This is a genomic window from Stenotrophomonas rhizophila (genome assembly GCF_000661955.1).
Taxonomy (GTDB): domain Bacteria; phylum Pseudomonadota; class Gammaproteobacteria; order Xanthomonadales; family Xanthomonadaceae; genus Stenotrophomonas; species Stenotrophomonas rhizophila.
The window spans coordinates 1,436,813-1,454,206 of sequence record NZ_CP007597.1 but is presented as its reverse complement, the minus strand read 5'-3'; the positions used below and the strand labels follow the sequence as shown (position 1 = coordinate 1,454,206).

At 68.1% G+C, this 17,394-nt stretch carries 15 protein-coding genes; 3 read left to right on the top strand and 12 right to left on the bottom strand.

The window, feature by feature from the left end; all coding sequences use genetic code 11:
• Positions 1–23 precede the first annotated feature (23 nt).
• The 10 genes from DX03_RS06085 to prmB all read right to left on the bottom strand — a co-directional run bounded on the left by DX03_RS06085 (position 24) and on the right by prmB (position 11,217).
• Positions 24–2,042 (bottom strand): flotillin family protein, encoded by a 2,019-nt coding sequence (locus tag DX03_RS06085; protein ID WP_038687208.1) that lies wholly within the window; start codon positions 2,040–2,042, stop codon positions 24–26.
• A complete protein-coding gene (locus DX03_RS06080; RefSeq protein WP_038687206.1) occupies positions 2,039–2,719 on the bottom strand; it encodes a hypothetical protein in 681 nt (226 codons plus the stop codon). The genes DX03_RS06085 and DX03_RS06080 overlap by 4 nt, the downstream gene beginning before the upstream one ends.
• A gap of 282 nt (positions 2,720–3,001) precedes the next feature.
• Positions 3,002–3,658, bottom strand: coding sequence for a phosphoribosylanthranilate isomerase (locus tag DX03_RS06075; RefSeq protein WP_038687203.1), 657 nt, complete (start codon positions 3,656–3,658; stop codon positions 3,002–3,004).
• Entirely contained in the window at positions 3,655–4,428 is a 774-nt protein-coding gene (gene truA / locus DX03_RS06070) for a tRNA pseudouridine(38-40) synthase TruA (protein WP_038687201.1), read from the bottom strand. Before truA ends, DX03_RS06075 begins: the two co-directional genes overlap by 4 nt.
• Positions 4,429–4,476: 48 nt before the next feature.
• Positions 4,477–4,857 carry a VOC family protein gene (locus DX03_RS06065; RefSeq protein WP_038687199.1) on the bottom strand — a complete coding sequence of 127 codons (381 nt, stop codon included), beginning with the start codon at positions 4,855–4,857 and terminating at the stop codon, positions 4,477–4,479.
• Positions 4,854–6,860 carry a motility hub landmark protein FimV gene (locus tag DX03_RS06060; protein ID WP_038691960.1) on the bottom strand — a complete coding sequence of 669 codons (2,007 nt, stop codon included), beginning with the start codon at positions 6,858–6,860 and terminating at the stop codon, positions 4,854–4,856. The genes DX03_RS06065 and DX03_RS06060 overlap by 4 nt, the downstream gene beginning before the upstream one ends.
• A gap of 87 nt (positions 6,861–6,947) precedes the next feature.
• Positions 6,948–7,973: an aspartate-semialdehyde dehydrogenase gene (locus tag DX03_RS06055; RefSeq protein WP_038687198.1), complete on the bottom strand. Its 1,026-nt coding sequence runs from the start codon at positions 7,971–7,973 to the stop codon at positions 6,948–6,950.
• 166 nt (positions 7,974–8,139) lie between these two features.
• Complete coding sequence (locus DX03_RS06050) at positions 8,140–9,195, bottom strand: 2-hydroxyacid dehydrogenase (protein ID WP_038687196.1); 1,056 nt, start codon at positions 9,193–9,195, stop codon at positions 8,140–8,142.
• A complete protein-coding gene (gene aroC / locus DX03_RS06045; RefSeq protein WP_038687194.1) occupies positions 9,188–10,291 on the bottom strand; it encodes a chorismate synthase in 1,104 nt (367 codons plus the stop codon). Before aroC ends, DX03_RS06050 begins: the two co-directional genes overlap by 8 nt.
• Positions 10,288–11,217 (bottom strand): 50S ribosomal protein L3 N(5)-glutamine methyltransferase, encoded by a 930-nt coding sequence (gene prmB / locus DX03_RS06040; RefSeq protein WP_038687192.1) that lies wholly within the window; start codon positions 11,215–11,217, stop codon positions 10,288–10,290. The genes aroC and prmB overlap by 4 nt, the downstream gene beginning before the upstream one ends.
• A gap of 805 nt (positions 11,218–12,022) precedes the next feature.
• Here prmB and DX03_RS06035 point away from each other — a divergent pair.
• Positions 12,023–12,673, top strand: a complete 651-nt coding sequence (locus tag DX03_RS06035; protein ID WP_038687191.1) for an SCO family protein — start codon at positions 12,023–12,025, stop codon at positions 12,671–12,673.
• Entirely contained in the window at positions 12,670–13,512 is an 843-nt protein-coding gene (gene asd / locus DX03_RS06030; RefSeq protein WP_038687189.1) for an archaetidylserine decarboxylase, read from the top strand. Before DX03_RS06035 ends, asd begins: the two co-directional genes overlap by 4 nt.
• Positions 13,513–13,722: 210 nt before the next feature.
• Here asd and DX03_RS06025 read toward each other — a convergent pair whose 3' ends face one another.
• Entirely contained in the window at positions 13,723–14,064 is a 342-nt protein-coding gene (locus tag DX03_RS06025; protein WP_038687188.1) for a ribonuclease E inhibitor RraB, read from the bottom strand.
• Positions 14,065–14,149: 85 nt separating this feature from the next.
• Positions 14,150–15,754, bottom strand: a complete 1,605-nt coding sequence (locus tag DX03_RS06020; protein ID WP_038687186.1) for a transglycosylase SLT domain-containing protein — start codon at positions 15,752–15,754, stop codon at positions 14,150–14,152.
• Between the two features lie 134 nt (positions 15,755–15,888).
• Between DX03_RS06020 and DX03_RS06015 the strand changes: the two genes are divergently transcribed.
• Entirely contained in the window at positions 15,889–17,394 is a 1,506-nt protein-coding gene (locus DX03_RS06015; RefSeq protein ID WP_038687184.1) for a helicase HerA-like domain-containing protein, read from the top strand.

Here is a 17,394-nt window from a genome sequence, read left to right as displayed (position 1 = left end):
AGGTGGCGCGCCGGCAGTGGGGCTCAGCGGGTTTCGACCACGGTGGCGGTCACGCTGGGCACCGCCTCAACGGCGTCTTCGCTGATCTGGCGCGGCGCGGATTCGCGCGGGCCCACGCCCAGGTAGCGCTGCATCAGCTCCTGCACGATCGGGCTCTTGTCGGCCAGGCCTTCGATGGACTTGCCCAGCGACACGGCCTTGATCAGGTTCTCGAACATGCCGCCGTCGCCGCCCACCAGGTCGATGTCGGCGTTGCGCAGCGCGCTGGCGATGACGCCGGCGTTCTCGCGCGAGACTTCCTTGCCGGCATCGATCGAGGCCAGCGCCTGCTTGAGGCTGTTGTCGAGCATCATGCGGAACTCTTCGTGGCCGCGCGCGGTGTCGCTGAGCGAGCCGATCGCCTCGAACTTGCGCACCAGGCCTTCCGCCTCGGCCAGCAGCTTCTTCTGCACCACGCCGGCTTCGGCGCCGCCGATGGACTCGGTCGCGGTGGCGCGGGCACGGCCCATCTGTTCTTCACCGTGGGCCTGGGCCTGCAGGTTCTCGGCCAGCACGCGGGCCTCGTTGGTGCCCTGCTTGAGGTTGGCTTCGGCCTTGGCTTCAATTACGCGGGCCTCGGCGATGCCGACCTTCTCGATGGCCAGCGCCGAGGCTTCGCGCACCTGCGCCTCGGCCAGGCCGGGGGCGGCCTGTTCGGCACGGGCACCGTCGGCCAGCAGGCGCTTGGCGTCGGCCTGCTTGCCGGCCGCCTCGTGCTGAGCCTGGGCCAGGGTGGTGATTTCCACGGCGCGGTGCTTGGCCGAGGTTTCGGCCGCCTGTGCTTCCTTGACCTGGCGCACCAGCAGTTCCTGCGCCTTGCCTTCGGCTTCCAGGATCAGCACCTGCTTCTGGCGATCGGCTTCGGACACCTCACGTACTTCCTTGATGCGCTCTTCTTCCTGGGCCACGGTCTTGTCGATGGCGATGCGCTCGCGGGTGATGTTGGCCACGTCCATCTTGCCGGACTCGACCACCTTGTCGCGCTCCACGCCCTGCAGCTGCACTTCGCGCTGGGTGGTGACCTGCTCCAGCTGGCGCGCGCGCTCGACGCGCTCGGATTCGATGGCCACCGCACGCTGGCGGTTCTGCTCGGCCACTTCCACTTCGCGCATGCGGTTCTGTTCGCGGATGTCGATGACTTCCTGCGCTTCGATGCGCGCCTGCTCGGACAGCTGGCGCTGCTCTTCCTGGACCTTGGCGGTCTCGGCTTCCTCACGCGCGCGGATGGTTTCAATCTCGCGCTTCTGGCGGGCTTCGGCTTCGGCCTGCTGGCGTTCCAGCGCCAGCAGCGCTTCACGCGCTTCGACGTTCTTCTTGGTGATGGCCAGCTTTTCGTTCTGTTCCAGCTCGTTGGTGACCACGTTGTGGGTGGCGGTCAGCTCGGTGATCTTGCGGATGCCCTGGGCATCGAGGATGTTGTTCTGGTCCAGCAGCAGCTTGGGGGTCTGCTCCAGGTAGTCGATGGCGACGTCTTCCAGCGCATAGCCGTTCAGGTCGTTGCCGATCACGGCAATGATCTCGTCGCGGAACTCCTGGCGCTTTTCGAACAGTTCGGTGAACTCGAACTTCTTGCCCACCGTCTTCAGCGCTTCGGAGAACTTGGCGTTGAACAGTTCATCCACGGCGTGCTTGTCCGAGGCGCGGTCGGCACCGATCGCCTTGGCCACGCGCAGCACGTCGGCCTGGGTTTCGTTGACGCGCAGGTAGAAGGCCACGGCGATGTCGGCGCGCATGTTGTCGCGGCAGATCAGGCCTTCCTTGCCGCGGCGGTCGATCTGCAGGGTGATCAGGCTGATCCGCATCAGCTCGGCGCGGTACAGCACCGGGATGATCAGCGCACCGGTGAAGTGCACCTTGGGCTGGGCGCTCATGTCATTGACGATCAGGGCCACGCCCTGGTCCACCTTGCGGTAGAACGCTTTGAACAGGCCGGCCAAGCCAAGCAGCAGGACCAGCAGGATGCCCACCCCGATCACGAACGGGGCCAAGGTCGCAAAACTCATCGATGGATCTCCTTATCGCCCGCAATCAGGCTGTCTTGGATGGAAAGCGCGGGGTGGGCGTTTTCACGCACCACCAGGTAATGGTTGTGGTCGGCCAGGTAGTCGAGCAGGACCACGCGGTCGCCGCGTGCGAGCACGCTGCCGTCGTGCGAGCGCACCTGCAGGATCAGCCCGGCGCCGCCGTCGTCGACGTTGGCATGGCCCACGGTGGCGGTGACCTGCGGCGAGGCGACCACGCCGATGCGGCCCAGCAGTGACGCCTGGGGCACCGGGCGCAGGCGCAGCAGCAGGCGCCGGATCGGGCGCAGTACCACCACGCTGAGCGGCACGGCGGGAATCAGCGCAAGCACGGCGGTGACGCTGCCGGCGACCCAGCGCACCGGGGTGGGCAGGGACTGCAGCAGGAACAGGTGGACGAAATAGGTGACGGTCCAGCCGAAGAAGGCCAGCAGCGCGATCACCAGCATCACCGGGGCGCCGCCCAGGCCCAGGCGCGCGAAGATGCCGGAAATGCCGTGCAGGCCGTCATCGCCCAGGTGCAGGTCCATGCCGTCATGGGCAATGCCGTCATCGACCACGCCGAAGGCGGCCAGCAGCCAATACAGCACGGCGAACGCCAGCACGATGCTGTACGGCAGCGTGGGGAAACTCAACGCGACAGTGAGGAATTCGTTCATTCCATGCCTTCCCTGTGAAGGCGGCCAGCCGCTTCCCCGGCCGCCGCTTTGAGGGAAGCGCTCCGGCTTCCCTCGACTACACGCCGTGCCGGCCGCGCCATGTCCTGTCGATGCTACGTGAAATTCGCCGCTGCGCCCATAGCACCATCGCCGCGCCTTGCCTGGCAACGGGTGGGGGGTGTCGGCAATGGCCGGGGCCGGATCGCGCGGGGTGTCCCGACCCACGGTCGGGACCTACCGGGATTTACATGTCCCGACCAACGTCGGGACCCACCACCGGCCTCAGTCGGCCTCGTGGCAGTCGGCGCGACGGACTTCTTCGACGAACTTGCGCATCTTGTAGCCGTCCTTGATGCCCGGCTCGGATTCGATCCCGCTGGATACGTCCACGCCCCACGGCAGCGTGGCCACGATCGCGTCGAACACGTTGTCCGGGGTGATCCCGCCGGCCAGCAGGAACGGCCGATGCAGGCCGGTGGGCAGGCGGGTCCAGTCGAAGGCCACGCCGGTGCCACCGCCGCCGCCGGGGGCGTGGCTGTCGAACAGGAAGCCGGCGGCGCTGGGGTACCGCAGCTGCAGCTGGCGCGCGTTGACGTCCTCGCGGCCCCCCATCGCCACGGCCTTGAGGTAGGGCATGTTGAAGCTGCGGCAGAACGACTCGTCTTCCTCGCCATGGAACTGCAGCAGGGTGGGCCGCACCGTGCGCAGCACTTCGCGCACCTCTTCCTTGCTGTTGTCACGGAACAGGGCCACCACGTCCACCATCGGCGCGATCGCCTGGCGCATCGCACGGGCTTCGGCCGGCGCCACGCGGCGCTTGCTCTCGCGGGCGAAGATGAAGCCGACGGCATCCACGCCCAGCTCCCCGGCCAGGCGCACGTCGCCGGCGCGGGTCATGCCGCAGAACTTGATACGGGTGCGATAGAAAGAGCGGCTCATAGAGTCACCTCGGCGGGCAGTTGCCAGTTGTCGGGGTACAGGGGTCCAACGAACACCAAACCCTGCGGCGGTGCGGTCGGCCCGGCCACGGTGCGGTCCTTTCCGGCCAGCAGCTCGCCCAGCCACGACACCGGCTTGTCCCCGCACCCGACCAGGATCAATGAACCGACGATATTGCGCACCATGTGATGAAGGAATGCATTGGCCTGAACACAGACCTCCAGCACCTCGCCATCGCGGGTCACACTGATCGCCTGCAGCTCGCGGCGGGCATGCAGGGCCTCGCAATTGACGCTGCGGAAGGCACTGAAGTCGTTTTCGCCCAGCAATGCCTGCGCCGCCGCGTGCATCAGCGCGGCATCCAGCGGCCGCCGTTCCCAGCTCAGGCTCTGCCGGTTCAGCGCCGGGCGCACCTGGCGGTTGAGCAGGCGGTAGCGATAGCGCCGGGCGCGGGCGGAGAAGCGCGCATGGAAATCATCGGCCACCGGCTGGCACCAGCGCACCGCGATGGCGGGCGGCAGGCGGGTGGTCGTGCCCAGGGTCCAGCCGCGCAGGTTGCGGACGACGTCGGTGTCGAAATGCACCACCTGGCAGTGCCCGTGCACGCCGGCATCGGTGCGCCCGGCACACATCACCTTGATGGGCGCATCGGCCACCGAGGACAGCGCCTGCTGCAGACTGGCCTGCACGCTGGGACGACCGCTCTCGCCCAGCTGCTGCCAGCCCTTGAATTCACTGCCATCGTATTCCACGCCCATTGCGTAGCGCATGGTCAACCTCTGTAAGTCGGTAAGAACCGGCCAGGGCCGGTCGGGGCATCAGGCCGGATCGCGCTCGGACCACACGGCAAGTTCGTTGCCGCCGGGTTCGACGAACTGGAAGCGGCTGCCCCCGGGAAAGGAAAACACGGGCTTGACCACCTGCCCACCCTGGGCGGCCACCGCCTCGGCCACCGGGGCCAGGTCGTCGGCGTAGATCACCAGCAAGGCGGCGCCCGCGGCGGTGGTGGCCGGGCTGCCGCGGAAGAAGCCGCCCTGCAGGCGGCCATCGTCGAAGGCGGTGTAGTCCGGGCCGTAATCCACGAACGTCCAGCCGAACACCGCCGAGAAGAAGCGGCGGCTGGCGGCCGGGTCGGTGGAGGCGAACTCCACGTAATCCAGCCGGCGCTCGCGCGGCGAAGGCGAGACGGGGCTGGTCATCCCAGCCGCGCCAGCAGTTCGCGGGCCTGCGCCTGGCTGTGCGGGTCTGCCGCAACGGCGACTTCCTGCAGCAGCGTGCGCGCGGTTTCGGCGTCGCCGAGGTCCAGGTAGGCGATGGCCAGTTCCAGCCGGTCGCGGCCAGGGGTGGCCAGGACATGACCACTGTTGTCGGTGGCCTCGAATGGGGCTTCGATGCCTGCCTCGGCGGAAGCATCGGCATCGGCGTCAGCCGCCTCTTCCGCGCCGACGGCAACCGCGTCGCCATCGGCGGGAAACTCGAAGACGCCGCGGAACGACGGCTGTGCCGCGGCTTCCAGCGCATGCGCCGGCGGGGTGTACACGTCGACCATGTCCGTGTCCGCATCCACGGCAGCGGTCGCTGGGGGCACCTGCTCCCCGTCCGGCGCGGTGTCGTCGCCTTCGGGGTGCACTGCATCGCTGCCGGCCACGGTGTGCCCCGGGCGCGGCTCCAGCGTGAACACAGGCTCGCGGCGCAGGCCATCGGCGTAGTGTTCGGCGGGTTCGTCGCGTATTTCATTGGCCTGGTCGCGTGCTTCATCCAGGCGGGCATCCAGCGCATCGTCCTGCTGGGCGGCCAGCTCGTCGATGTAATCGGCGGCAGGCACGGCGGCGGCCAGCGCGGTGGCATCCAGGCCGTCGCGGCGCAGCGGCGGCAACGGCGACGGTTTGCGACGGCGGGCCACGGCCCACCCGCCCACTACCAGCAACAGCACCACCAGGCCCAGCCAGTACCAGCCGCTACCGCCGGCCTCACGCGTGGCCGGGGCCTGGCCCAGGCGCTGCTGCGCGGCGGCCAGGTCGCTGTCCTTCATCGCGATCAGCGACTGCTGCTGCTTCTGCAGCTTTTCCAGGTCGGCCACGCGGCTGCGCAGCTCCTGGATCTCGGCGTCGCGCGTGGCGACATCTTCCTTGGCCTGACGCAGTTGTTCGTTGCCCAGCATGTCGCCCTCACTGCCGGCGGCGGTGCCGGTGGTTGTGCCTGCATTGTTATCGGTGGCGGCGACCGCCGGTGCGATCTCCAGGCGCGCGCCACTGGCCACTGCCGCCGCCGCTGCTGCCGGCTTGGCGACCGGGCCCGGGCTGGCGGCAACGCCGCTGCTGGCCGGCTGCGGGATGGCCGCGCGGGATTGCCGCCATTGTGCGGCGTGCTCGCGCACGATCGCGGCCGCTTCACTGGCGTCGATCGGCGTGGTCGTGTCGGTGGGGCTGCGCAGCACCGCGCCCTGCTTGAGCAGGTTGACGTTGCCGCGGATGAAGGCCTCCGGGTTGGCGCGCAGCAGCGCGACCATCGCCTGGTTGCGGTTGATGCCCTGTTCGCGGGCCACCGCGGCGGCGATCTGGGACAGGGTCTGGCCACGTTGCACGGTGACGCCGCCGGCGGCGCTTGCCGGTGCCGGCGCTGCGCTGCGCGATGGAGCGGTGCGTGGCGGCTGCGCGGCCGTGCGGGCCGGTCTGGCCTCTACCGTGGGCGCAGGCGCGGTCGCCGGTGCCGGCTCACGCACGATGGCGTTGGACATCGCGCCGGCCGGCGCGACGATCTCCGGTTCGGCCACGGCCAGCGCACTGTTGGGTGCATCGACCAGTGCCGAGTATTCGCGGACCAGGCGCCCCTGGCCCCAGTCGGCTTCGATCAGGAAATTCAGCGACGGGGTGGTGACGGGGGTCTGGGTGCTGACCCGCACCACCGCCCTGCCCTGCGCATTGCGGGTCAGTTCGAACTGCAGTTCACTGACCAGGCCTGCCGGTGCTTCCAGCCCGACCCGGGCAAAGGTGCCGGGTGAGGCCAGCGCCACCCGCAGGTTTTCCAGCTCGGCCGGGTCGGCCGAGATCACCGGTATTTCGGCCAGCAGCGGCTGGCCAGGCTTGGACAGCACCCGGATATCGCCCAGGCCCAAGGCCATGGCGGAGCTGCTGGCCAGGGCCAGCAGCAGTGTGGACACATACTTGAGCGGGCGCAGGGCGCCCCGGGTCCGGTTGTTCATGGCGGCCAATATAGCGGCTCCCCCCGTGATCGGCGATGGTTGAATTGCAGCCGCCGATGGCATCCCCATGCCACCGACGTTGCACGATCAGCCTTCGGCGGCGACCAGTTCGGCCAACTGCACCGCATTGAGCGCGGCGCCCTTGCGGATGTTGTCCGACACGATCCACAGGTTCAGCCCGTTCGGATGCGAGAGATCTTCGCGGATACGGCCGACATACACCGCATCGTTGCCCGACGCATGCGTCACCGGGGTCGGATAGCCGCCGGCTTCATGCTTGTCCACCACTTCCACGCCCGGCGAACGCGACAGCAGTTCGCGCGCGGCCGCCACGGTGACCTTGTCGCGGGTTTCGATGGTGACCGCTTCGGAGTGACCGTAGAACACCGGCACGCGCACCGCGGTGGGGTTCACCAGGATGCTGTCGTCGCCCAGGATCTTCTTGGTTTCCCAGACCAGCTTCATTTCTTCCTTGGTGAAGCCGTTTTCCAGGAAGTCGTCGATGTGCGGGATCAGGTTGAAGGCGATCTGCACCGGGAAGCGCTGCGGGTCGATCTGCTGGAAGCTGAGCAGCTGGCCGGTCTGCTTGCCCAGTTCCTCCAGCGCGGAACGACCGCCACCGGACACGGACTGGTAGGTGGCCACGTTGATGCGCGTGATGCCGTACTGGCGGTGCAGCGGCGCCAGCGCCACCAGCATCTGCATGGTGGAGCAGTTCGGGTTGGCGATGATGCCGCGCGGGCGGTTCTTCAGCGCGTCCGGGTTCACTTCGGACACCACCAGCGGCACGTCGTCGTCGTAGCGGAAGGCCGACGAGTTGTCGATCACCACCGCACCGGCAGCGGCGAACTTCGGGCCGTACTCCTTGGACACGCTGCCACCGGCGGAGAACAGCGCGATGTCCACGCCCTTGGGGTCGAAGTCGGCCAGGTCCTGGACCTTGATCTTTTCGCCGCGGTAGTCGATCTCACCGCCGGCCGAGCGCGAGGACGCGAGCAGGCTCAGCGAGGCGATCGGGAAGTCGCGCTCGGCGAGGATGGACAGCATGGTTTCGCCAACGGCGCCGGTGGCACCGACGACAGCGACGTGGAAACGACGATCTGGATTGTTCATGGGGGAACCTCGTGTTGGGTGTACCGACCAACGGTCGGTACCTACCGTGTTTTTGGAGGGGTGTACCGATCAACGATCGGTACCTACCGGGATAGTGAATGTGCGTGCCGACCAACGATCGGTGCCTGCCGGTTCGGGAACCTCGCCTGTTGGCTGGGGAGGTTCCCTATCGTTTTGCGTCGCCGACATTTTTGCCGCCCACGGTCGCGCGGCCGGTTTTGGCGGCGGCCACGGCGTCGGCGTTGATCGCGCTCGGCGGGTGGCCGGCGTTCGGGCCCAGCCCCAGCGCGGCGGTGAGGTTGTCCACGGCCAGCTGCACCATCGCCCGGCGCGTGGCCTGGCTGGCGCTGCCGATATGCGGGGTCAGCACGATGTTGTGCAGGGCCAGCAGTTCCGGGCGCACCGTGGGCTCGCCTTCGAACACGTCCAGTCCAGCCGCGGCGAGGCGGCCGTTGGCCAGCGCGTCGGCCAGCGCCACTTCGTCGACGATGCCGCCGCGGGCGATGTTCACCAGGGTGGCGGTCGGCTTCATCTTCGCCAATGCGCCGGCGTCGATGATGTGGTGGGAGGACGCGCTGTAGGGCAGCACCAGTACCAGGTGGTCGGCCTGGGCCAGCAGCGTGTCGAGGTCAACGTACTGCGCGCCCACTTCGGCTTCGGTGGCGTCGGGCAGCCGCGAGCGGTTGTGGTACAGCACGCGCATGCCGAACCCGAGCGCGCCGCGGCGGGCGATGCCCTGGCCGATGCGCCCCATGCCGAGGATGCCCAGCGTGCTGCCGTGGATGTCCGCGCCGAGCAGGGTCTGGAACGACCACTGGCCCCACTGCCCATCACGCAGCCAGCGCTCGGCCTCGGTGATGCGACGGGCGGTGGCCATCAGCAGCGCGAAGCCAAGGTCGGCGGTGGTTTCGGTGAGTACGTCCGGGGTGTTGCTGGCCAGGATGCCGGCTGCGCTGAGCGCCTCCACATCGAGGTTGTTGTAGCCCACGCCGACGTTGGCGATCGCGCGCAGCTGCGGGGCGTTGGCGATCTCGGCCGCGCCGATGCGCTCGTTGAGGGTGATCAGCGCGCCGTCGACCTCGGCCAGCCGCCCCGCCAACTGCTGTGGCGTATAGCGGGTGACCTCGCCGGTCATGTCCAGGTCGACATGCTGCCCGAGCTGTTCGACCACATCGTCGAACAGCGGCTGGCTGACCCAGACCCGGGGGCGGCGATCAGCCATCGATCGATCCGGGGATGCGCGGGGTGATGGTGCCCACGTCGCCGCACTGCGCGCGGTGGCGCAGCGCCTGGTCCATCAGCACCAGCGCCATCATCGCCTCGGCGATGGGGGTGGCGCGGATGCCCACGCACGGGTCGTGGCGACCGGTGGTGATCACATCGACCGCGTTGCCGTCGGCATCCACCGTGGCGCCGGGCAGGCGCAGGCTGGAGGTGGGCTTGAGCACAATCGAGGCGGTGACCTGCTGGCCGGTGGAGATGCCACCGAGAATGCCGCCGGCATGGTTGCTGGCAAAGCCCTGCGGGGTGATCAGGTCACGGTGTTCGGTGCCCAGCTGGGCAGCGCTGGCGAAGCCGTCGCCGATCTCCACGCCCTTGACGGCGTTGATGCTCATCAGCGCGGCGGCCAGTTCACCGTCGAGCTTGCCGTAGATGGGCTCGCCCCACCCCGGCGGCACGCCGTCGGCGACCACGTTGACGCGGGCGCCGACCGAGTCGCCGGACTTGCGCAGCGCGTCCATGTAGCTCTCCAGCGCGGGCACCTGTTCGGCCACCGGCCAGAAGAACGGGTTGTCTTCCACCGCCGACCAGTCGTGCCCGGTGGGGGTGATCGCGCCCAGCTGGGACAGGTAGCCCCGCACGGTCACGCCATGGCGCTGCTGCAGCCACTTCTTGGCGATGACGCCGGCGGCCACGCGCATGGTGGTTTCGCGCGCGGACGAGCGGCCGCCACCGCGCGGGTCGCGGATGCCGTACTTCTGCCAGTAGCTGTAGTCGGCATGGCCCGGGCGGAACTGCTGGGCGATGGCGGTGTAATCCTTGCTGCGCTGGTCGGTGTTGCGGATCAGCAGCGCGATGGGGGTGCCGGTGGTGCGGCCTTCGTAGACGCCGGACAGGATCTCGACGTCGTCGGCTTCGCGGCGCGCGGAGGTGTGCCGGCTCTTGCCGGTGGCGCGACGCTGCAGGTCGTGGTCGAACTCACCGGCGCTGATCTCCAGCCCCGGCGGGCAGCCATCGATCACGCAGCCGATCGCCGGACCATGCGATTCGCCGAAGGTGGTGACGGTCAGCAGTGTGCCGAAGCTGTTGGAACTCACGGCCGCTGCGCTGCCAGTTCGGTGATGCGCGCGCTGTGGGCGATGAGCTCACGGCATTCGACGGCGAAGATGCCCATCTGGCCAACCTTGAATTCGATCCAGGCAAAGTCGACTTCGGGCAGGAGCTTGATCAGATGCTGTTCGGACTCGCCTACTTCGCAGATCAGCAGGCCATCTTCGCTGAGGTGCAGCGGGGCGTCGCGCAGGATCTTGAGGACGAGGTCGAGGCCGTCGGGGCCGGCCCGCAGGCCCATGTCCGGCTCGTAGGAATACTCCTGCGGCAGGGCATCGGTTTCGTCGTTGGTGACGTAGGGCGGGTTGGTGACGATCAGGTCGTAGTGGCGGCCGGTGAGGCCGTTGAACAGGTCGGACTTGATCAGGGTGACGTTGTGCGCCTGGAGGCGTTCTTTGTTCTCATGCGCGAGGGCCAGGGCATCGTCGCTGAGGTCGACGCCGTCCACTTCCCAGTTGGGGTAGTAGTGGCCGATGGCGATGGCGATGCAGCCCGAGCCGGTGCAGAGGTCGAGGGCGCGATGGACGTCGCGGCCGGCCAGCCAGGGTTCGAAGCCGGTTTCGATGAGTTCGGCGATGGGCGAGCGCGGGACGAGGGCGCGGCTGTCACTCTTGAAGCTGAGGCCGGCAAACCAGGCTTCGCCGGTTAGGTAGGCGGCGGGGAGGCGTTCGTTGATGCGACGCTCGAACAGGGCCAGCACCTCGGCCTTTTCAGGCGTGGTGACGCGGGCGGCGCCGTAGGCGGGGCCGAGGTCATGCGGCAGGTGCAGGCTGTGCAGGACGAGCTGGGTGGCTTCGTCCAGGGCGTTGTCGTAGCTGTGCCCGAAGGTGAGGCCTGCGGCATTGAAACGGCTGGTGCCGTAGCGGATCAGGTCGATGATCGTGTGAAGTTCGGCGGCCGTTTCGGCAGTCATGGCAAGGCAACAGACAGTGTGGCCCCCGATTATAGGCGACCCCATGCCCCCCGGCATCCGTTGCAGTCGAAAGTGGTTGGGTTGGGGGTTTGGGGGTTTGGAGGCCTGGAGCAGGGTCAAGGTCAACTTCAAAGGCGGCGCTTCGTTGGTGGCGGGCTGGGTCGGTGGGGGTGGGTTGGCAGGGCACGCTGCAAGTACGTCCATGTAAGCTCCGTCGCCGCATCCATGCGGCTCAGGGCCCTGCCAACCCACCCCCACCGACCCCCGACACACCCTCGGTGCCGCATTGAGAGCAAGGTCAAGAACCAGAGCAGCCTCCTGCGCCCGCACGGGTGGGAGGAGTAGTGCCGAGCCTTGCTCGGCACCTCCCTACCCTCCCCACTACCTGACCCCTTCCCCTTGCCCCAACCCCAATCGCACTGCCAGTGCCCTTGCCCTGCCTAGCTCTGCCTAGCCCTGCCTAGCCTTACCGCCTTTACACGAGGGCACCAGCCAACTGTCGAGCGTCGGCACGGGTGGGGTTGCGGGGCCCTGAGGCGCATGGATGCGCCGACGGAGCTTACATGGACGTACTTGCAGCGTGCCCCGCAACCCCACCCGTGCCGGCGCCGCCTCCGATCGCTGCACACCAAGGCTTCGGCTTCGGCTTCGGCTCCGGCTCCGGCTTCGGCTCCGGCCTCGGCTCCGGCTTTTGCCTTCGCTTCAGACCTACGCTCTTCAAAGAATCAACCCAACAAACCCCAAAAGACCCAACAGCGCCGCCGCCGCCCCTATCATGGTGGCCCCTTCCGGGAACGGGCTTTCCATGTTCAATCGCAACGTCGGCATCATCCTGCTCATCGCCCTGGCCGCCGGCCTGGGCCTGGTCGCCGCGCAGAAAGTGTTCGCGCCCAAGCCGGCCAGCGACCGCCCCGCTACCGAATCGATCACCTTCTATCCCCAGCCGCGGCCCCTGCCTGACTTCAACCTCAGCCAGTCCGACGGCACCCGCCTCATTCCCGGCGAGCTCAAAGGCCACTGGACCCTCGTGTTCCTCGGCTTCACCTTCTGCCCCGACGTCTGCCCCACCACCCTGGCCGACCTCGCCCAGGCCCAGAAACAGTGGGAAGCCCAGCCTGACACCCTGCGCCCGCGCCTGGTGTTCATCTCCGTGGATCCCGAGCGTGACACCCCGGCCCGCCTCGGCGAGTACGTGCACGCCTTCCACAAGGACACCCTGGCCGCCACCGCCGACGTCCCCTCGCTCGAACGCTTTGCCACCTCGCTCGGCTTCGTGTTCCAGAAAGTGCCCGGCAAACAGTTTGATGAGAATCCCGAGGATTACACCCTCGAACACTCGGCCAGCCTGGCCGTGCTGGACGCGGACGGCAAACTTGCCGGCCTGATCCGCCCCCCTTTCAATGCGCAGGCCATTGCCCGCGATCTGCAGACGCTGACCGAGAAAACCGCACCATGAGCCTGACCACCACGCTGAGCTACGTCCTGCCCCACCGCCTGCTGTCCTCGATGGCACGGCGCCTGGCGTATTCCAGCAACCCGCGGATCTCGCGCTGGCTGATCGACACTGTCACCGAGAAGTTTGGCGTCAACCTGGCCGAGGCCGCCAATCCCGACCCGCGCAGCTACGCCACGTTCAACCAGTTCTTCACCCGCGCGCTCAAGCCCGGCGCCCGCGTGGCCGCGCCCGACCCGCGCACCCTGGTGATGCCCGCCGATGGCCGCATCAGCCAGCTCGGCGCCATCGAGGACGGTCGCATCTTCCAGGCCAAGGGACAGTCGTTCACCGCCGCCGAACTGCTCGGCGATGCCAAGGATGCCGAGGTCTTCCATCACGGCCTGTTCGCCACCGTGTACCTGTCGCCCAAGGACTACCACCGCGTGCACATGCCGTGGACCGGCACCCTGCGCGAAACCGTGCATGTGCCCGGCCGTCTGTTCAGCGTGGGCCCGGCCGCGGTCAACAACGTCCCCGGCCTGTTCGCCCGCAACGAGCGCCTGGTCTGCCATTTCGATACCGACTTCGGCCCGATGGTGTCGGTGATGGTGGGCGCGCTGCTGGTGTCCGGCGTGGAAACGGTGTGGGGCGGTGAAGAGATTCCGGCGTACGGCGACACGATCACCCGCAAGGACTATCGCGGCAAGGGCATCACGCTGGAGCGGTTCGCGGAGATGGCGCGCTTCAACTACGGCTCCACCGTGATCATCCTGCTGCCGCCGGGCGTGGCCGACTTCGCCCCGCACCTGGATGCCGAGCATGCCGTGCAGCTGGGCCAGGCGCTGGCGACCTTGAAGTAACGGCGGTGCCGGCCGCTGGCCGGCATTGCGGTAGTGCCGGCCGCTGGCCGGCATTGCAGGCATTGCAGGCATTACGGTAGTGCCGGCCGCTGGCCGGCATCGCGGGCACTACGGGGAGCCGGCCAGCGGCCGGCACTACCTTGGGCTCACGCCCATAAAAAAACGCCCCGGGAAACCGGGGCGTTTTTCGTGGGACGCGATCCGTTGCGGTCAGATCTCGACCGGGCCGACGTCCATGCCGTCGTAGTCTTCCACGCCATTGGCTTCGGCCAGCGCCTGCAGCTCGTGGTTGCGGGCGTCCAGCGAGGCTTCGCTGTGCACTTCTGCGCGCTCCACGTGCAGCACGTGGTACGGCGCCTCGCCCTCTTCCAGGTCCGGCTCGAAGATCTCGACCAGGCTGTAGCCCATGGCGACCAGCTTCTCGCCCAGGCCGCTCAACGGCTCCGGGGTGGTGTTGACGAAGAAATAGCCCCACAGCATCGGGCCATTGAGGTCCCAATCGGTGTTTTCGCGGATGTTGGCGAACATCTCGTTGATTGCGGTGATATCCATCGTCTTGTCCTGTATGCGTGACCCGGTGGCCGAAAGGGAGTGGCCGCGGGCGTGATGCCGGCAGCCTACTCCATTGGGCGTGTGCTTACTTGCCGCAGCCCTGCAGCTTGAGCACCTGGCCTTGCCTGAGCGCGTAGGCCGGGGCCTTGAGACCGTTGGCACGGGCCAGTTCACGCACGTCGCACTGGAACTTGTCGGCAATCGCGCCCAGGGTCTGGCCCTTGCCTACCTTGTGGCTGCGCGCCGGCTTGGCCTTGGGCTTTGCCGCAGGCGTGGCCACCGGGGCGACCGGCGTGGACGCCACCGCACTGGCCTGCACCTGCGCCACCGGGACCACGCTGCCCACCGCCACGTTGCCGGTGTAGCTGGCCGCGGCGGGGCGCACGATCGCGGCGTTGAGGTCGGCGGTGATCAGGGTGCGTGCCAGGTCCGCGCGCGGGCCGCTGACGCAGTACCGGTTGTACAGCCCGGCGATGCGGGTGGTGGCGTTGATCGTGGTACCGGCCGGAATCCAGCCGTCGGCCTCATAGCGCGGGTTGAGGTTGCGCAGCGCGCGCATGTAACCGTCGCGGGTGCCGGCACTGCCCAGGCAGATGGTCAGCTCGTAGATGGTGGTGGACTTGGCCAGCCGGATCGTCGCCGGCTGCGCGCTGATCTTCGGGAACTCCACGCCGTACTGCTGCGGGTGCAGGAAGATCCAGGCCGCGGCGATCACCATCGGCACGTAGTCCTTGGTTTCACCGGGGAACTGGTTGTACACGCTGTCCACCCAGAAGCCCTGGCCGCCGCTCTGCTTGAACACGCGCACGGCCCGGCCTTCGCCGCCGTTGTAGCCGGCCAGCGACAGCTCGACGCTGCCGTTGAGCTCACGCATGCGCTCGTTGAGGTAGGTGGCGCTGGCCTCGGCGGCGCTGCGCGCATCGAAGCGGGTATCGAAGCCGGTGCCATCCGGGCCCAGCCCGAAGCGGCGGCCGGTAGCCGGCATGAACTGCATCAGGCCGGCGGCGCCGGCACGTGAGGAGGCGTGCACGCGGCCATTGGATTCCTTGGCCATGATCCCGAACAGCAGCGCCTCGGGCAGGCCGCGCTTCTCCCACTCGGGCCACATCACCTGGCGCAGGTTCTGGTAGTTCTCGTAGGTGGTCATCAAGGCCGGGCGCATGTCGGTGAGCCAGCGGCGGATGCCGGCCTGCACCGCCGGGTTGTACTCGACCATGTTGTCGAAGGCGTGGCGCTTGTCGTTGAGCAGCGCGGCCGCACGCGCCGCTTCGGGCACGTCGGCCGACAGCGGGCCGATGTGGTCCGGGTCGGCTTCCAGCAGGCCGCCGTCGCTGGCCAGCTCGTCGCCCTCGCCATCACGGGTGTCGGCGTTGTCCTTCAGCAGGCGCTTGTAGGCCGGCAGCATGTTGCTGACCTGGCAGCCCTTCTGGGCGACACAGGCGCTGATCACATCCTCCATGTCCTCCAGGGCGGCATCGCCTTCGTTCTTGCCCTTGGGATCGGCATTGGCCACCAGCACCAGCGCATCGCGGTAGCGCTTCTCGGCAGCGGCCATGCGCTGGTCCAGCGCATCGATCTTCACCCGGTCACGGGCCGAAACCCGCTGCGCATGGGCCTCCGGCACGAACGAGAGCATTGCAGCGAGCGCCAACAGCGGCCAACCACGGACAAGCAAGACAGGAACGGGCATTTTTGGCACTGTGTGCGAAAGATGGGGCAGAGTAGCCGCGCCACTTGCATCGGGGCAACCCGGTCGGCCCGGCAACCTGCGTCGACGTTTAGAATCCCGCCCATTCACACAGCACCAGCACAAGCGAGTTGACCATGGATCCGATCCTGCTCGGCAAAGGCATCACCGACGATATCGCCGTGACCCTGCAACCCCGTCTGGGCAATCGCCATGGTCTGGTGGCCGGGGCCACGGGCACCGGCAAGACCGTCACCCTGATGACCCTGGCAGAAGGCTTTTCACGGATCGGCGTGCCGGTGTTCCTGGCCGATGTGAAGGGCGACGTGTCCGGCCTGGCCGTGGCCGGTGCAGGTACCGAGGCCTTGCTGCAGCGGGCACGGGAGATCGGCGTGGCCGACTACGCCCCCGCCGCCAGCCCGGCGATCTTCTGGGATCTGTACGGCAAGCTGGGACACCCGGTGCGCACCACCGTGAGCGAGATGGGCCCCACGCTGCTGGGCCGCATCCTGGAGCTCAACGACACCCAGTCCGGCGTGCTCGACATCGTGTTCAAGCTGGCCGACGACCGCGGCCTGCTGTTGCTGGACCTGGATGACCTGCGCGCCCTGCTCGGCCTGGTGGCCGACGAACGCAAGGACATCTCCACCGAATATGGCCTGGTCAGCGCACAGACCGTGGCGGCGATCCAGCGCTCGCTGCTGCGCCTGTCGCAGGACGGCGGCGAAGCCTTCTTCGGCGAGCCGGCGCTGGAACTGGCCGACATCATGCGGGTCAACCATGACGGCCGTGGCGTGATCGGCATCCTGGCCGCCGACCAGCTGGTCCTCAAGCCCAAGCTGTACTCGACGTTCCTGCTGTGGCTGCTGTCGGAGCTGTTCGAAACCCTGCCCGAAGTGGGCGACCTGGACAAACCCAAGCTGGTCTTCATCTTCGATGAGGCCCACCTGCTGTTCGACGATGCGCCGCCGGCGCTGGTGCAGCGCATCGAGCAGGTGGTGCGGCTGATCCGCTCCAAGGGCGTGGGCGTGTACTTCTGCTCGCAGTTCCCCGACGACGTGCCGGCCAACATCCTGGGGCAGCTCGGCAACCGCGTGCAGCATGCGCTGCGCGCCTTCACCCCGCGCGACCAGAAGGCGGTGAAGACCGCCGCCGAAACGTTCGTGCCCAATCCCAAGCTCGACGTGGCGGCCGTGCTGGCCAAGCTCGGCACCGGTGAGGCACTGGTGTCCACGCTGCAGGACAAGGGCATCCCCTCGCCCGTGCAGCAGACCCAGATCGCCCCGCCCCGCTGCCGGATGGGTGCCATCACCGAGGCCGAACGCGCCCAGGTGCGCGCTGGCAGCCCGGTGGGCACCCGCTACGACACCGCGATCAACCGTGAGTCGGCGGCCGAACTGCTGGCCCAGCGCGCGCAGAAGGTGGTCGCGCAGGCCGATACGCCCAAGGCCCGCACGCGCGAGCAGGACGAACAGCAGGAAGGCGGCTTCGGCCAGTCGATCAAGGACGCCATCTTCGGCACCAAGCGCCGCCAGGGCATGATCGAAACCATGGCCAAGCAGACCACCCGGACCGTGGGCAGCAAACTGGGCAACCAGATCGTGCGCGGCATCCTGGGCGGGCTGTTCGGCGGCAAGCGCTGA